At 62.2% G+C, this 16,432-nt stretch carries 14 protein-coding genes; 5 read left to right on the top strand and 9 right to left on the bottom strand.

Annotated features, from left to right (window positions below):
- Positions 1 to 16: 16 nt before the first annotated feature.
- Positions 17 to 1,312: an MFS transporter gene (locus JQ46_RS07545; protein ID WP_034986818.1), complete on the top strand. Its 1,296-nt coding sequence runs from the start codon at positions 17 to 19 to the stop codon at positions 1,310 to 1,312.
- A gap of 4 nt (positions 1,313 to 1,316) precedes the next feature.
- Here JQ46_RS07545 and JQ46_RS07550 read toward each other — a convergent pair whose 3' ends face one another.
- From JQ46_RS07550 to JQ46_RS07570, 5 genes are all read right to left on the bottom strand, one after another.
- Complete coding sequence (locus tag JQ46_RS07550; RefSeq protein ID WP_034986820.1) at positions 1,317 to 2,636, bottom strand: glycosyltransferase 87 family protein; 1,320 nt, start codon at positions 2,634 to 2,636, stop codon at positions 1,317 to 1,319.
- 15 nt (positions 2,637 to 2,651) lie between these two features.
- A complete protein-coding gene (locus JQ46_RS07555; protein ID WP_034986824.1) occupies positions 2,652 to 3,152 on the bottom strand; it encodes an SRPBCC family protein in 501 nt (166 codons plus the stop codon).
- Positions 3,153 to 3,240: 88 nt separating this feature from the next.
- Positions 3,241 to 3,516: a hypothetical protein gene (locus tag JQ46_RS07560; protein WP_034986826.1), complete on the bottom strand. Its 276-nt coding sequence runs from the start codon at positions 3,514 to 3,516 to the stop codon at positions 3,241 to 3,243.
- 19 nt (positions 3,517 to 3,535) lie between these two features.
- On the bottom strand, positions 3,536 to 4,609 hold the full coding sequence (bioB, locus tag JQ46_RS07565; RefSeq protein ID WP_080719520.1) for a biotin synthase BioB: 1,074 nt from the start codon (positions 4,607 to 4,609) through the stop codon (positions 3,536 to 3,538).
- Between the two features lie 570 nt (positions 4,610 to 5,179).
- The gene (locus JQ46_RS07570; RefSeq protein ID WP_011273306.1) at positions 5,180 to 5,656 is read right to left on the bottom strand and encodes a cupin domain-containing protein; all 477 of its coding nucleotides are present in this window, start codon (positions 5,654 to 5,656) and stop codon (positions 5,180 to 5,182) included.
- 119 nt (positions 5,657 to 5,775) lie between these two features.
- Between JQ46_RS07570 and JQ46_RS07575 the strand changes: the two genes are divergently transcribed.
- From JQ46_RS07575 to JQ46_RS07585, 3 genes are all read left to right on the top strand, one after another.
- The gene (locus JQ46_RS07575) at positions 5,776 to 6,648 is read left to right on the top strand and encodes a fructosamine kinase family protein (RefSeq protein ID WP_034986828.1); all 873 of its coding nucleotides are present in this window, start codon (positions 5,776 to 5,778) and stop codon (positions 6,646 to 6,648) included.
- A 141-nt stretch (positions 6,649 to 6,789) separates the two neighbouring features.
- The gene (locus JQ46_RS07580) at positions 6,790 to 8,034 is read left to right on the top strand and encodes a YkvI family membrane protein (protein ID WP_034986831.1); all 1,245 of its coding nucleotides are present in this window, start codon (positions 6,790 to 6,792) and stop codon (positions 8,032 to 8,034) included.
- A 61-nt stretch (positions 8,035 to 8,095) separates the two neighbouring features.
- The gene (locus JQ46_RS07585) at positions 8,096 to 8,707 is read left to right on the top strand and encodes a DUF421 domain-containing protein (protein WP_034986836.1); all 612 of its coding nucleotides are present in this window, start codon (positions 8,096 to 8,098) and stop codon (positions 8,705 to 8,707) included.
- A 22-nt stretch (positions 8,708 to 8,729) separates the two neighbouring features.
- Here the strand turns inward: JQ46_RS07585 and JQ46_RS07590 are convergent, their stop codons facing one another.
- The 4 genes from JQ46_RS07590 to JQ46_RS07605 all read right to left on the bottom strand — a co-directional run bounded on the left by JQ46_RS07590 (position 8,730) and on the right by JQ46_RS07605 (position 14,287).
- On the bottom strand, positions 8,730 to 10,862 hold the full coding sequence (locus tag JQ46_RS07590; RefSeq protein ID WP_034986840.1) for a YhgE/Pip domain-containing protein: 2,133 nt from the start codon (positions 10,860 to 10,862) through the stop codon (positions 8,730 to 8,732).
- A complete protein-coding gene (locus JQ46_RS07595; RefSeq protein ID WP_034986842.1) occupies positions 10,862 to 11,686 on the bottom strand; it encodes an ATP-binding cassette domain-containing protein in 825 nt (274 codons plus the stop codon). Before JQ46_RS07595 ends, JQ46_RS07590 begins: the two co-directional genes overlap by 1 nt.
- Before the next feature lie 194 nt (positions 11,687 to 11,880).
- Positions 11,881 to 12,522, bottom strand: coding sequence for a VIT1/CCC1 transporter family protein (locus tag JQ46_RS07600; protein WP_034986899.1), 642 nt, complete (start codon positions 12,520 to 12,522; stop codon positions 11,881 to 11,883).
- Between the two features lie 175 nt (positions 12,523 to 12,697).
- Complete coding sequence (locus JQ46_RS07605) at positions 12,698 to 14,287, bottom strand: MFS transporter (RefSeq protein ID WP_424648004.1); 1,590 nt, start codon at positions 14,285 to 14,287, stop codon at positions 12,698 to 12,700.
- A gap of 214 nt (positions 14,288 to 14,501) precedes the next feature.
- Here JQ46_RS07605 and JQ46_RS07610 point away from each other — a divergent pair, with 214 nt between their 5' ends.
- The gene (locus JQ46_RS07610) at positions 14,502 to 16,415 is read left to right on the top strand and encodes a hypothetical protein (RefSeq protein ID WP_034986844.1); all 1,914 of its coding nucleotides are present in this window, start codon (positions 14,502 to 14,504) and stop codon (positions 16,413 to 16,415) included.
- Positions 16,416 to 16,432 lie beyond the last annotated feature (17 nt).

Here is a 16,432-nt window from a genome sequence, read left to right on the forward strand (position 1 = left end):
GAGTAGCGTGAGGTGAGTGACAGCTCAGGATAAAGACAAACTCAGCCCCCGTGCGCTCATCGTGTGGGGAGCCGGGGTGCTGTGCTACACCCTGGCGGTAACCGGGCGCACTTCCTTCGGCGTGGCCAGCGTGGATGCCATCGACCGCTTCCACATCAATGCCGCTCAGCTGGCGGTCTTCACTGCACTCCAGCTAGCGGTGTACGCCTTCGCGCAGATTCCGGTGGGCCTTTTGGTGGATCGCTTCGGCCCGCGCAAGCTGATGGTGGCCGGCGCCTTCGTCATGGCAGTGGGGCAGGTCACGCTGGCCTTCACCACGAGCTACCCGGTGGCGATCTTCGCCCGCATGCTGATCGGCGCGGGCGACGCGACGGCCTTCCTGTCTGTAATGCGCCTGATCCCCGCGTGGATTCCGCTGCGCCACGCGCCGCTGCTCGGCCAGCTGACGGGCGCGGTGGGGCAGTTCGGCCAATTCCTATCCGCCGTGCCTTTCCTGAGCCTGCTGCACGCGACCAGCTGGCAGACCGGCTTCGTGAGCCTCGGTGCGGTCGGTGTGTTGCTGGCGCTGGCCGCGGGCGTGCTGGTGAAGGACTCGCCGGAGCCGGAGGCAAATGCCAGCGCCGCCGAGCCCGCCGAGCCCACCGAGCCCGGCAAGCCCACCGAAGCTGAACGCCTACCCGTCAAGAAGATCCTGGCCAACGTGCTGACCAACCGGGTCTGCTGGCACGGCTTCTTCGTCCACTGGACGGGCCTAGGCGCGCTGGTGGTGTTCACCCTGCTGTGGGGCCTGCCGATCATGACACTCGGCCTGGGTCTGCCCGCCGACCAGGCCGGCCTGGCGCTCTCGCTGGGCACGCTGGCCTCCGTGGCGGTCGGCCCGATCGTGGGGCTGCTGTCCGCCCGCTTCTACAACCGTCGCATGCAGATCGTCATGATCTTCTCCATCACCGGTTGGTTGGGCTGGCTGTGGTTCTTTACTTCCGCGCCTACGGGCGTGCTGTGGGCAGCCTGCCTGATGAACATCATCATGGGCTTCACCGGCCCCGTTGCGAACTTGGGTTTCGACTCCGTGCGCGAGAAGGTGGACCGCCGCTTCGTCGCCACCGGCACCGGCCTGGCGAATATGGGCGGCTGGATCGCGGGAATGATTGGCGCCCAGGCTGTCGGCGTGCTGCTGAACCTGCGCGCCTCGGACGGCAATTACGACTGGGCGGACTTCGGCGTGGCCTGGATCGCGGTGGCTACCGTATGGGCCTGCGGTTTTAGCGGAATGTGGCTCACGCGCGATCGCAACGTGCGCCGTTATTCTTAGGCCCTTATCCTCTGGCTGTTTCCCTAAGAGGTTCTTTCTTCGTGACGCCCTCAGTCTCCTGCTTCTTTGCGGCTCGCGACTTTACCCCGGCGTGGATGGTGAGCTTGAGCGCCAGGTAAGTGATGTACACCATCAGGATGTTCCGTGCGGTGAGTACGAGGGCTGCGAACCAGTGGGGACCTTCGAACAGCAGATTGTAGGTGAAGGGGAATACAACCGTGGTCAGGGCGGCGGCGAGCACACTAAGCCACGTGAGTTTGCGCAGTGCGGCGGCCTCGCCATGCGTTCCAGCTCGCGCGGGGGCGCTGGCCCCGTCGCCAGGCTGCTTTGCCAACAGCACTGCCAGCGCCGGGCCGAACCATGCGACGTACTGCGGGGAGAACACCTTGTTGGAGACGATCAGCAGCAGCACCATAGTCAGGAAGAACAGGGCGGTACTGCGGGGAGACCAGGCGTCACAAAGAAAATGCCACAGAGCCCAGGCAAGGCCAAACAACATGGTGCACACCATCAGCACGCTGCTTGCCGTGACCAGCTGATCCACGCCCGGGCCGAAGATCTCGAAGCTTTTCGACGGGGCTTTGGCGATGTGCCATTGGCCGGGGAAGATCGTGGCGGCGACAATCAGGGGAGTGGCGAGGATCGACTCGATCTGTAGGCCACGGACGTCCTGGTACGTCAGCGGGGAGACCAGGCGATCCCAGCCGGAGGTCAGTACCGTGATCGCGCCGACGACCACGAGGGTGCCGCCGAACGTGATCAGACGAGCCCAGGTAGCGGAGCGATTCCACCGATCCACCAGCCCGGCGGCCAGTGCGGCGGGCCACAGCTTCGACATGGCCGCGAACCCCAGCAGGGCGGAGGCGAGCTTCGGGTGGGTAAACAATGCAGCCGCGGTGGCGGCGACCAGCAGACCGGGGATCAGATCCAGGCGGGAGTACACGATCGGTCCCGCGGCGGCGGTAAAGGCAGTCCAGAATAGTGCGGCGCGGTGGCTGCGATTCAACAGGTAGAAGAAGAATGCCGTGCTGCAGGCAATGAGAACCGCAGAGAACAGGGTGAGGAAAACATAGGCGTGATCCCCGCTCAGCTGGATGATCGCACGCACGGGCCACAGCCCAGCATCCGGATACTCGGATAGCGGCAGCGCGCCGTGGCTTGGATGCACAGGTTTGCCCAAGGAATTACGGAAGTAATACATGGGGTCGCCCTTGGCGAAGGGCCAGAAGATCAGGATTCCAACGATAACCACATTCGTCAGTGCCCAGGCTGCAATGATTCTGGAACGGGGCCAGGGGGCGGATAGGTTGGTCTGATCACTCACGAAAGTGAACTGTACCTAAAAGTCTTCAGCTTCCCTAGCAAGCGCACGGACGGTCTGCTGGATTCCTTCTTGCAAGCTGGCCTCGAACTTTTCCTCCCCGCCGAGGACGACCGCGACCAGCGCGCGGGAAATAAAGGAGGTCTTGCCGCCGGGAGCCAGGCGCTTCTCGGTGAGGACAGTCTGAGTGCCGTCGGCGGTGGGGGCGAGCTCGAAGCGCCAGCGCGTGCCGTTCAGGGGGATCTTGAATTCGAAGACCTTCTCCGGCACGACCTCTGTGACGACCGCCCAAGTGGGCCACCAGAGGATGCCCTGACGGTTGAGATTGATGGTGACGGTGCCTGGGGCCGGGGCTGTGGCGTTGCTGCTTGCGCTGGAGCTGCTGCGACGCGGCAGCAGGATCATCTTCTTGCACTGCGGGCTGCGGTCACCCATCGCTGACAGGTCGGTAACCCGCTGCCAGACCCTGCTGGTGGGTGCGTTGACGGTGATGCTGGCGGAAATCTCCGGAGCTGCCATGGTTGTGGTGCCTTTCGTCAGTGGCTCGTCTTGCTAGCGGAAGTTTTGTCGCCGCAACTAGCGGTGGTTCCACACTACGTGCTGCAAGCTACGCATCCACCACAATCGAAGAATCCACATCGCCATGCCGGGAGCACTCCGCCGTCCAACCCATCGGATTCACCTGCACCTTCATCCGGCGCCCGCACAGCGGGCAGAAACGCGGTGGCTCCAAACCCGCCAGCGCCCCGCGGCTCGCCTGCGCAAGCGCCCCGCGGCCTACGCGCAAGGTGTCGTCTGAAGTGTCGAGTGGCTGGCCCGTATGGGCGTCATATAAAGGGGTACCGCCCAAGACAAACAGGGCGGTGAGTTCGCTTAGAGGCATCGAGGACGTCACGGTGTGCCTACAGGGTCGCGTTCAGAGCCTTGATCGGCAGCTGCAGCTTGCCGAGCATATCCACGTCGCGCTCGGCGGGGCGCCCTAGCGTGGTCAGGTAGTTGCCAACAATGACGGCGTTGATGCCTCCCAACAGACCCTTCTCCGCGCCCAGGTCGCCCAAGGTCAGCTCGCGGCCGCCTGCGAAACGTAGCAGCTGGCGGGGGAGAGCCAGGCGGAACGCACCGATGGTGCGCAGGGCATCGTTGACCGGCATGGGCTCAATGTCCGCGAAAGGAGTACCCGGACGGGGGTCGAAGAAGTTCAACGGAACCTCCGTGGGGTCGAGGTTCTGCAGGTCGATGGCGAACTCCGCGCGCTGCTCGACGGTCTCGCCCATGCCGACGATGCCGCCGCAGCAGACCTCCATGCCCGCGTCGCGGACCATCTCCAGGGTGGAGGTGCGCTCCTCCCAGGTGTGGGTGGTGACAACCTCCGGGAAGTAGCTCTTGCAGGTCTCCAGGTTGTGGTTGTAGCGGTTTACGCCGAGCTCCTTTAGGCGATCGACCTGCTCCTGGGTGAGGATGCCGATGGACGCGGCGATGTTGATGTCGACCTCCGCCTGGATGGCGGCGATGGCCTTCGCCATCTGGTTCATCAGGTCCTCGTCGGGGCCCTTCACTGCGGCGACGATGCAGAACTCCGTGGCGCCGGTCTTCGCGGTCTGCTTTGCGGCCTCGATCAGTTGGGCGATGTCCAGCTGGATAGATCGGACCGGGGACTCGAAAAGGCCCGACTGGGCGCAGAAGTGGCAGTCCTCGGGGCAGCCGCCGGTCTGCAGGGAAATAATGCCTTCCATCTCCACGGCATCGCCGCACCACTTCAGGCGAACCTGGTGGGCCAGCTCCAGCAGCTCGTCCAGGTGCTCGTCGCCGAGCTGCAGAACCTGAAGGGTTTCCTCGTAGTTCAGGGGCTCGCCGTTTTCCAGCACCTTCGTGCGGGCGTGGTTCAGGATTTCTGGGGTTTCGGTGGCTTCGGTGGTTGCTGGGGTTTCGGTGGTTCCTGGGGTTGCGGTGGCTGGCTTCGGTTCAGTGGTAGTCATCGTCGGTCTCCTCAAAGCTGTCGTGAAACTTCTCGTGCGAGTGATGGTGGGCGTATCAGTCTTGAACGTTGGTCTTGAACGCTGTTTAGTTTCACATGCTAACGCACTGAGATTGCGATGTGTGACATACCGGGGGCTAGGGAGTTTTGAGGGGGCGGGGCGTGTGCCATGCCAGGGCGGGAAGCCTGGCGTGAGGGGGAATGTCCCAAATTCCAGCTCTTAGGATATAACTATTTTGTTTACGCAGGTCAGCGCGTTGTCAATATTGGCTGCATACCTGCTACTTTCAATAACTCGACGATTTGGGACATCGGCGTTGTAGCCCGCTCGCGACTGTGGGGTGTTCGGGGTTCTAGTGGCGCATGTGGCGGGAGTGGCGCGGGCGGTTCCGGCGCTGTGGAGGTTATGCGGTGGATGTCGCACGGTGAAAGCCGCGGCGGAGGCTACGCGGTGCAGGGTAAGAGAAAAGTGGCACCCCGCGGGGAGGTGCCACCTTCGTCAGGCCACGTGGGCAGATGAGCCAGCGCAGCTATTCAGATGAGCCAGCGCATCTAGCCAGCTAATCTAGCTCTAGGCGTGCTCGTCGGCCTGCTGCTTCGGAGGCTGTACGGTCCACTCCGGCGGAACGTCCTTGCCAGACTCCTCGTCCTGCTCTGCCTGCTCGGCGGTCTCCTGCACGATGCCCTTGGCGTGGTGGCTTGGCGCGTAGACCGCGTACACCTGCATCGGCTCGTCACCGGTGTTGATGATGTCGTGCCACACACCAGCCGGAACCTGTACGGCCCAGCCGTCAGAGACCTCCTGCTGGATGGTCATGTTGTCCTTGTCGGGGCCCATGATGCACTTGCCAACTCCCGCATCCAGGCGCAGGAACTGGTCGGTATCGTGGTGCACCTCCAGGCCGATGGAATCGCCGGGAGCGATGGACATGAGGGTCACCTGCAGGTACTTGCCCGTCCATGCGGTGGTTCGGTAGTTGGTGTTTTCTCGGGTGGCAGTTTCAATGTCAAAGACATTTGCCTCTGGTCCGTTGTCTACGATCTTCATGATGCTCCTTCCGGTTCGACATCCTTCACTTCCCAGTGTAGGCCGATTTTCCTGGGCTTTCAGGCGCGTAGCAGTTGGGTGCTGTAACGCCGAAGCCGCAACGCTGTAACACTGGAGGCATGGCTACTTCTGACATTTATTGGAAAGCTAATCCCGGCCGCCCCGGCGCTTGGGAGGTCGCGGGCTTGCGCTGGCTCGCCGAGGCTCCGGGTGGCGCCCCGGTTGTTTCTGTTCACGAGCACGATGCTCGTGGGTTGGGGATCGATCGGGTAGAGCCGATGACGCCCACACGCGCCATGGCCGAGGATTTCGGCCGAAAGCTGGCGGCCACGCATGCCGCGGGGGCGCCCCACTTCGGGTTCTCGCCGACGGGAGAGTCCGGATTTCAGGGCCCCAACGACAACCTCTTGGAGCTTCCCCTGAAACCTTCCGAGAGCTGGGGAGAGTTCTACGCGGACGTGTGCTTGTCTCCGCTGGTTGCGCGGGTCTTCGGTGGAACTTCGGCAGTTGGCACCTCGGCAGCTGTAACGCTGGCAGCTAGCGCCTCGCAGTCTGCTCCGGGGGCTGGCGCCGGGAGCGCCACCGCGGACGTTCCCGCCGAGGTGACCCGGCTGCTGGAGGCCCTACGCGCCGGGCAGCTGGACGATGGCACACCCCCGGCCCGCATCCACGGCGATCTGTGGGCGGGGAATGTGCTGTGGGGGAAGGTGGCGTCAAGAAATAAAGAAGGAGGAATCCTCATCGACCCGAGCGCGCATGGCGGCCATCCGCGCGCGGACCTGGCGGCGCTGCGACTCTTCGGTGCGCCGCACCTGAGCAGTATCGAGGGCGCGTATTTCGAGGCCAGCCCGTACGTGGATGGATGGGGGACGGGTGCGCAGAGCGTGGATCTGCACCAACAGCACCTGCTGTGGCTGCACGCGGCGGTGTTCGGCGGCGGTTATGTCGGGGAGGCCGTCGCGGGCGCAGGGCGCGTGGTGCGCGAGTTGTGACGTGCGGGCGGGGCGCGTGGCGCGTGAGTTGTGGCGCGCCCCAAGCGGAAGTGCTGTAGGGAAGCCGACGGAGTACAGTCATAGTTCGGACAAAATCGCCTAATTTGTTTTTCTAATTTTTCGTGAAGGAGTTTCTTCAGCGTGAAGAGAACATTCTCTATCGCCATGGCCTTCGTCGGTCTGACCGTCGGCGCGGGCTTCGCCACCGGCCAAGAAGTGATCCAATACTTCATTTCCTTTGGCCTCAACGGCATTTGGGGTGCGGTGCTGGCCGGCATCGTCATGACCCTCGCCGGTAGCGTGATCCTGCAGGTCGGCAGCTACTTCCTGGCCGACGAGCACCGCATGGTGTTCCGCAACGTCGCGCACCCCATCGTCTCGCGGTTCTTGGATGTCTCCGTGACGATCACACTGTTCGCCGTCGGTTTCGTGATGCTCGCCGGCGCGGGCTCCAACCTGGAACAGCAGTTTGGCCTCCCCGCCTGGGCAGGCGCGCTGCTGATGACGGGCGTGGTGCTGGCCGCCGGAATGCTGGACGTGGAGAAGGTTAGCCAGGTCATTGGCGCGCTGACCCCGCTGATCATCATCGCGGTGATCTTCGCCTTCGTGTACACGATGATCAACATGCCCTCCGACACTTCGCACTTGAACGAGATCGCGATGGCGGAGGAGTCGCCGGTTTCCCCGTGGTTCGTCTCCGCCCTGAACTACAACGGCCTGGCGCTGCTGCTGGGTGTTTCCATGTCCCTGGTGATCGGCGGTAACTACGCCTCCCCGAAGGAGGCCGGTGTGGGCGGCCTCATGGGTGGCGTGCTGTACACCGTCATGCTGATCATCGCCGCGATCACCCTGTACCTGAACATCGAGACCGTCCAGGGCAGCGACGTGCCAATGCTCGCGATGATGGACGACATCAGCCCGGTGCTGGGCGTGATCATGGCGATCATCATCTTCTTCATGATCTTCAACACCGCGATTGGCATGTTCTACGCGCTGGGTAAGCGTCTGACCGCCAGCACCGACAAGTCCTTCCGCCCGGTGTTTGTCGTGGTGACCCTCATTGGTTACGGCATCAGCTTCGTGGGCTTCGATACCCTCATGACCTACGTCTACCCGGTGATTGGCTACATCGGCCTGGTGATGATCATCGTGATGATCGCCTGGTGGCTCCGCTCTCGTGCCCGCATCTTCGCAGAGTCCAAGCGCCGCGACCGCATCCACGAGCTCGCCCACGCCCGCGAGCACGACGATGAGGAGTACACCGACGAGGATCGCCAGGAGATGCGCAAGCTGGTCGGCGAATCCAACATCGAGGACAAGGAGCTGCACGAGACCATCACCGATGAGGTGAAGAGCGAGATCCCTGACGAGGAGCTCGAAAAGTAGCGCACCGCGCACCACGCGCCCGGTACGCCGTGGCCTCTACCTGGGCGTACAATGAGTATCCATGTTTGGCGGGATGCATGAATCACTCACGACGGTTGCGATAAGCGCGGCGGATTTCACCCCGCCGCAGGGGTGGGGGCCGGTGCTGAAGGAACAGCTCGGCATTGATCTGTGGCGCATCCCGGTGGTCATGGTCGCCGCCGTCGGCATCTACCTGACGTTCCTGGTGGCGGTGCGGCTGTTCGGGCAGCGCATCCTCAGCCCGCTGGGCGGCTTCGATGCCGTCGTTATTTTCATGTTCGGTGCCGTCGCGGGCCGTACTGTTTTGGGCCATCCGCCGTCATTGGCCGCGGGCGTGATCGGCCTGCTCACCCTCATGGGCATGGAGGCTCTCTTCGGCGCCGTGCAGGACGTCGTGGCCTTGCGCCGCACCATCAACCCGCCGCCGACAGTACTTATCGCCCATGGCGAGGTGCTGGAGGAGACTCTGCAGCGCAACCACATCACCGAGACCGCTATCGCCACGGCCGCGCGCAAGGCGGGTGTGCGCGACTTTAGCGAGGTCGCGTGCATGATTCTGGAATCCAACGGGTCCATCTCTACCCTGCGCGCGGGGGAGAAGATCGACCCGGATTTGTTGCTGGGGGTCGAGGGCGCCGAGAAGGTTTTGTGACGCCCCCTCGTCCCACCGAACCTTAAGCGTTCAGCACCGGGTGGAGTCGCTTCATGGTCCACGTTTGCTGGCTGCGGGCCGATAGCGTGGTGACCAGGAAGCAGCCGAGGCCGACGAGGAACAGCACTCCCACTGCGATCGGTAGGCGTTCGTCGTAGAAGCCGTAGATCAGCTGCCTGAAGCCGTTGACTGTGTACGTCATTGGGTCGAACGGATGCAGGAATTGGAAGAATTTGTTTTGGGTCTCGACGGGGTAGAGGCCTCCCGAGGCGACGATCATCAACATGAGCACCGCTAGGGCTGCCACGCGGCCTGGTCCAGGGCCCATGAACGCGATGAACATTTGGTTCATCAGCATCCACACCAGCGCCACGAGGGCAGCGAAGAGGAATAGACCCGGTAGGTTATCGACTTCCATGCCCACGCCCCAGACGGTCACGCCGACCACGACAGCTGCCTGGCCAATGGCGAGTAGGCCGGTCGGCAGGAAGCCGGAGAGCGCCGCACGCCAGGAGTGCACACCAGAGTTGACGGTTCGAGCCTGCAGGGGCTTGATCATCACGTAGACCATGATGCCGCCGATGAACAGCGCCATGCTGAAGAAGAACGGTGCCATGCCGGCGCCGAAGGTGTGGTTGCCGGAATCGTTGTCGCTCTTCAGGTCCACCGGTCCACCGATGGTGGAGGCGGTGGCCAGGCGCTGGCCCTCGTTCCAATTCGGAACCTGCTTGGAGCCATCGGAGAGCTTGGTGTGCAGCTCGGAGGCGCCGTCGTCCAGCTTGGCGGTGCCGTCCTTGGCCTTGCCGGTGCCTTCGACGAGCTTATCCGCACCGTCCTTGAGCTTGGTATTGCCGTCGTCCAGCTTGATCACGCCGTCCTTCAACTTGCCCGCGCCGTCGGAGGCTTCGCCCATCTTCTCGTCGAGTGTCTGCGCGCCGTCGTTGAGCTTGTTCACGCCGTCCTGCAGTTGCTTGAACTGTCCTGGCAGGCCCTTCAGCTCGGTCACGCCGTTGCGCAGTGGCGCGTTCGGGTCGTTGAGCTGGTAGGACAGCTGTGCGCTGCCGTCGGCCAGGCGCTTCAAGTCCGATGCGTTCTGCGACTTCGGGCCGAGGCCCTGCGTTTCCAGGGCGAAGGCGACCTTGTCCAGCTCGTCGGCCGCGGTGATGGCGGCGGGTACGCCGGTGCCGCGCAGGTCGCGGGAGAGCCCACGCAGGTTAGCCGCGTGGTCGCCCTGGGCCTTGGTCACGCCACCGAGTTGGGTGTTGAGCTTCTGCACTCCGTCGTTGACCTGGCTTGCTCCGTCGCCGAGTTTATTGACGCCATCTTCCAGCTCGTTGAGCTTTCCGGCCTTGCCGTTGATCTTGTCGGCCGCAGCGTTCACCTTCGTGGCGAGCTCGTCAGTACCGTCGGCTAGTTTGCCCGAGCCGTCGTGGAGCTTGACGAGTCCGTCGTCCAGATCGGTTGCGCCCTTGCGCAGCTTGCCGGAGCCATCCTTGGCGGTGGCCAGGCCGTCGGCGAGTTTGTTGGCGCCGTCGTCCAATTGGATAGACCCGTCCTTCAGTTCAGCGGTGCCGTCGGCGAGCTTGCCGGCGCCGATGGCGGCCTTTTGCATGCCGGAGCCGGCGTCCACGATGCCGACGAGGACCTTGTCCACGGCCTCGGCACTGATCTTGTCGCCCACCACGCTGATGACCTCACGCATGACGTTCTGGCCGATCATGGTCGATAGGAAACCGTTGGCGTCGTTGTAAGTGCTGATGAGGTTGGCCTTCTCCGGGTTATCGGAGGTGGGGGAGGCCACGGCTTCGGAGAAATTCTCCGGCAACTCGAGGGAGAAGTAATACCGACCGGATTCCACGCCCTTGCGGGCATCTTCGGCATCCGTTTCGATCCAGCTGATCTGGTCGTTGTCCCTTAGTCCCTGAATCACCTCGTCGCCGGCGCGCAGTTCCTCGCCCTCAACGTTGGTTCCCTTGTCACTGTTAACCAGTGCGACAGGCAGGCTGTTCAGGTTCCCGAAGGGGTTCCAGAAAGCCCAAAGGTAGAGGGCGGAGTACAGCAGCGGCATGAGCACGAGGATGACAAGTGCAGCTCGGGTGAGTCTATTGCGCTTGAAGCTGCGGATTTCGCTGTTGAGTTTGAAACCGGCAAGCATTAACGGTTCTCCTTTTGCTCTGTGGTGTTGGTGTGGTCTTCGGGGATGTCCAGATCGTCGAGTTCTGGGTCGTCCAGTGCTGGGTCGTACTGGCCTGATTCGACCTCCGCCGGGTCAGGGTATTCGCGCAGTCCGGTATGAATCGGGTGCGCGTGGCCAGCGTTGGCGTCAATTTCAATAACCTTGTTCGGCTCCACAGGGCCGACAATGGGGTTCGACGAGTTAACGACCACAGGAATGTCCTGCGAAAGGCGCTCGAGCACCTGCAATAGAATCGCACGGTCGTCGTTCTCGTGCACCTGCTCGATGTCGTCCATGATCAGCAGCTCGACGGGCTTGTTGTCGGCGGGCGACAGGGCCAAGCTGATGCGCAGCATGATCTTGTCCAGGTTGTCCAGCTGGGAGATGTAGGCATCCAGCGGAGGTAGGTCGCGGTCGCCGTAGACGTAGTTGCAGAAGCGCTCCAGATCCTCTTGCGAGGCCTTGCGCATCGGCATGAACCACGGTTTCGACCAGGACATGGATTCGGTGAGAACGTCCTGGACCGTGACGGAACGCTCCAGCAAGTCGATCTGCTCGACACCGGCGATGGCTACGCAGGAGCGGATGGGTTTCGGTTTGGATTCGCCGAGTACGTTCAGCGAGCCGCCGGTGGGCTTCATCCGGCCAGAAAGAACCAGAGCCAGGGCCGTGCGGCCGGAGCCACCCTTGCCAAGCAGGTTGGTTAGACCCTGGTTGGGGATAGCGAAAGAAAGAGGGCCAAACACTCGGCCCTCGTCACCTTTTAGCTCGAGATCCTGGGCTTCTACTGCTAGGGAAGACATGGCTTTACCTAATTTCTGTGGGGAGGGAAGCTCGGTCTATTTCAACAGACACCCTGGACATCTTTGTAGATTTTGACGATTTCGTCAATTTCCTCCGCGGTGTGCTGCGGTGGCGTTGTGAAATAGCGCTACAGCACCCGAATCTACAAGGAATCTAGCTGGGAAGCTGCAGCGCTGTTGGGGAAGGGGGTGGGTTATATCGCCGCCCCGAATACGGAGCCGACGGCGAAGGTGACCGCCAGGGCGGCCATTCCGCCGATAACGATGCGCAGCACCGCGCGGGTCTTCGGTACATTACTGAGGTGAGCCGACAGGGCGCCAGTGAGCGCCAGGGCTACGAAGGTCACGCCGAAGATTACGGCGACGGGGGCGAACAGGGCAGCGGCAAACGGCAGTGCGGCACCCAAGATGAAGGATATGAAGGATGCGATGCCCGCCGACCACGGGTTCACCAGTTGGCTCATGCCCATGGCGCGCTCGGAATCGCGCTGCGAGGAGACGGAGACGTACTCGCCGAGCGCCATGGACACGGCGCCGCCGATGACGGCGGCCAGTCCGGACATGGCGATGGTCTGTGGGTTGCTAGTCGCGCCCGCCACGCCGACGAGGACCGCGGCGGTGGAGGCGATGCCGTCGTTGGCGCCGAGGACAGCCGCGCGGAGGCGGTTGAGGCTCTCGCCGTGATTCTCATCGACGTCGGCGGGCGTGTTCTCGGTGGGCTCGGCGCTTTCGGGGAGCTCGGGGTGCCCAGCTGGGGCGGCGAGTTCGGGGTGTTCGGCTGGAGCGGTCACTTCAGCCGTCGGGATGGTGATAACCCCGCGTTCGCATGTAGCCACGGCAGTGCAGCTGCCGTCGTAGTAGCGATCGCAGGGGCAAGATACTGAAGTGCTCATGACTCAAGTATCGCCGGGTTTGAAACCTTCCGCAAGCATTGAAAGGCTACCTTTACGCAGGTCAGGATGCCTTTCATTAGGTGAGGCTGGGGTTGGGGAGGCGTGGTGGCGTCAGTAACTAACGGGCGGATCGGCGGGCGCGCAGGCGATTGTCATAGAGCGCGACGACGAGGGCGACGGCCATGAGCGAACCGATGGTGCCGAAACCGATGGCGGTGCCGAGAGTCCAGTTGATGGCGCGCGAGCTGGCGAAGACGATTGCGGTGATCAGCGCGAGCCCCATGGCAGTACCGATACGTTGTGCAGTCTGCAGGACCGCGCCAGAGCTACCTGCGTAGTTCAGTGGAACGTCCGCGAGCGTGAGGGTTTGGTTCGGGCCGATGACCGCGCCCTGGCCGGTGCCGACGAGGAAGAGGGTGGGCACCATCCACCACTCCGAAATGCCTGCGAGGTGGTGCAGCACAAGGGCGAGGATGGTCAGCACGATGCCGGTCAGCGCCACGGAGATGCCGTCGATGACGACGCGACGGCCCCGGTCGGCGACCCGCTTGCCGGCCCAGTTGGCGGCGAAGGAGCTGCTGATCGCGGCGGGAATGCCGACACTACCGGCGACGAGCGCGCTGTAGCCCAGCCCGTTTTGGAAGTACAGGGCCACGAGCACCCAGATGCTGGTCATGCCCATGAAGTACACTCCCGCCAGCATGGTGCCCAGGCGGAAGCTGGGGAAGCGGAAGATCTGCATGTCCACCATGGGGTCGAAAGGCTTGTTGTTCTTCACGTGGCGTTCCCACGCCAGCCACCCGGCCAGCAGAGCGACGGCGACGGGGAGCAGCAGGAAGGTGCGCGCGCTGCCGGAGGATTCCACGAACGGGAAGAGGAAGGCCAGGACGGCCAAGCCAAGCAGGAGGGAGCCGAAGGGGTCGAGGCTGCGCATTGCGCGGATGACGCCCACGTTACGGCCGGTGGCGGGATCCTTGACTCGGCCCATCAGCGGGCGCGGGAACCACAGGAGCGCGAGGACGAAGGCCAGAACACCGAAGGGGACGTTGACCAGGAACGTCCAGCGCCAGCCGTGCTCCGGGCCACCGACGCGGATGAGGAAACCTCCCAGGACGGGTCCAATGGCCACGGCCACGCCCACGACGGTGCCGAACCAGCCGAAGGCCCGGCCGCGCTCCTTGCCGCGGAAGAACTGCTGGATCATGCCCACGGCCTGCGGGTTGAGCAGGCCGGCGCCCACGCCCTGGATGAAGCGGGTGACGTTCAGGGCTTCCGCAGTGGGGGCGAAGCCCGCGGTGATGGCGGCCAGGGTGTAGACGCTCAAGCCGATGAGGTACATCCCGCCCCGGCCGAGCAGATCGCCGGCGCGGCCAGCGGCGACGAGGACCACGCCGAACGTCAGCGTGTAGCCGGAGAGAACCCACTGGATGTCTGATTCGGTGGCGCCCAGTCCCTGCTGGATGGAGGGCAGGGCGACGTTGATGATGGACACGCTGATGAGCGACATGAAGATCGTCGTGAGGATGACGCCCAGAACTTTCCAGCGGCGCGGATCCTCACCCGGGGGATAGGTGCCGGGGGACTGGATCGTGGCCTCCGTCGCGCCGGGGCGGGGGTTTGCGGTGCCCTGGCCCGGGGTGCCCGGCTGCACGTCCCCGCGAGGGTTGCCCGGCTGTGAGTTTGCGGCGTTAGGGTCCTGGTCAGCCACGGTGGAGCGTGCCCTCCTTCGGATCGCCTGTGTGTAGATCTGTGCGCTGGCGCGGTTTCGCGCGGTCGTGCGCGAGATTCCCTTTAGTGAAGCATAACGCTACTAAGGGTGACCTTATTTCAGGGGGTGGTGAAGGTTTCAAAGTGGATAGGCTTCTGAAGTGCTGTTGTAGCCTGGGGCACAGGTGGTTCGAAGATCACGGAGGCTTTGTGTTATGGGGATAAACGACGAGTTCACCGAGGCGAACAATGCTCGGAATTCCAACTGGTATCAAATCCAGGGAGCGGAGTTCCATCTTCCGGAGGGTTATGTCTGCGGCTCTCAGCCGGAGTGGCGCCTTGCGCATTTCGCGGTGGTTCTTCCAGTGCCCGAATTACCGGAGGTTTTCGATTGGCCCGAGGCTTGGGTACCTGGCCGTTTTCGCGGAATTAAGAAGATTGAGTTCGCAGAACGGGATGAAGAAGGGGACTTCGTTCGCCAGTTCTGGGGCAATAAAGTTGATTACAAATATGTACCCCGCGTTTTCCATAAGAGTGCTGGGTCGTACTTCCGTGAGCCCCTAGCCAGCTCTATGGGGGCGAGTGCGGTTGATGCTGTACCGACGTCTGGTGGGGATCCCGCGGAGTGGATCTCGGATGCATCGACTAATCCTGCCAAGGTCGTCGCACATCGACTCCTGTTTGAGCCTGACCTTACGACGGAAGGCAAGCAGCGGGCACCAGAAATGGAGACATATCCGCTGCGTTTCGCTTTGGACGACACTGGGCACCCCTTTGCGACCTTGAAGTTTGTGTGTGCCGAGTACCTGCAATACTCCGGGCCATGCCTTTATGACCTTGAAAGTGGCGAACCTAGTAACTTCGAACAGAATTTTCTCGTCATCCATGCTGTCGCGGAAAATTGCTCCGGAAAAGCGCTGGAGGAAGCTACTGCGTCGTTGACTAAGCCACGAGAGAAAATGACCCTGATTGCGGAGGAAGGCAACGGAGAGGCGAGACAAAGAAAGCTACTTGAAGAACTCACTGGCTCACCACTGACTAACAACGAGGCTAGTGTTTGCCTATTGGAGGCTGCCGTGAAGGTTGTGGAAAAACAGCTATTCGTTGGCTCGGAAACTCACATTCCGTGGGATCTCACCAAGGGGGGATACTTCAAGGTACCCGGTAGAGGAACAAAAGCGAACCACGGTCGCCAATCTCCCAAACCTTATTGCGTCACGATGGCTATCCCGGGCCGTACAGACATTGCCCTACCAACCCCCATCGCGGATGCATCTGAGGAGTCGGGGGAGAATTGGATGCTCCACGACCAATGGGCATGGTACTTTGCTTCCCGTTTCGACCGGTACACAACAGAAATCCCTTATTTCCGCGATGGCTCTATAAACAGAAGCCTCGTGTCCCGCTATCGTGACTGGACTATTCACTCCTGCGAGGAGGGTTTGGCCGTAGTGCGCCGGGCACCGCTTGAAAACTCACAAAATAATTTCTTTATGCTGGCTGGGACTCGCTTTGTAGACCTGGCTATTTTAGCGCTTAGAGCAGATAACTATCTGGGGTGTATTAGCGAACAACTTCGCCAATTATCTTTCGGCCCGGAAGCTCTCAATGTCTTGGAAAGCTCCGGCTCTGAGGGCAATGCTGGAACTCTCGAGAAGATAAGGGGCGCGGACCAAAAGCTGCAGGGCAGTCTCCGGAAGTTCGCAAAGATACAAGCGGAACTAGTCTATGTGCGCGACCACCTCTGGTACGAGCGAGTCCCCGGACGCGACGTAGCGACCACCATTCTGCAGCATATGTTGGAAAAGACAGGTGCGCGGGGAGACTTTGATGACATCGTCGGCGAACTTGAGATACGTGAGAACGTCTACACAACCCAGTACAACTTCGCACGTATCAGACTTGATGGCATCGAGGCGGACGCTCATAAGCGTAAACAAGAGCGGCGCGACGAACGCAATGAATTAATCGCGTTAGCAGCCGCAGTTCTGGCAGTCCCAAGCCTTTTTGCGCTTTTGCCCGCTGTTGGGCAGTGGTGGGTTTTCATTGTTTGCCTCGTGGCCATTGTTGTTATATCCGCGGTGACGTACTTCTCGCGCCGTCAACGGAGAAAGAAACAGTCGAGTTGATCTCGACTGCCAAGCGC

Source organism: Corynebacterium jeikeium (genome assembly GCF_000738175.1).
GTDB lineage: Bacteria > Actinomycetota > Actinomycetes > Mycobacteriales > Mycobacteriaceae > Corynebacterium > Corynebacterium jeikeium_C.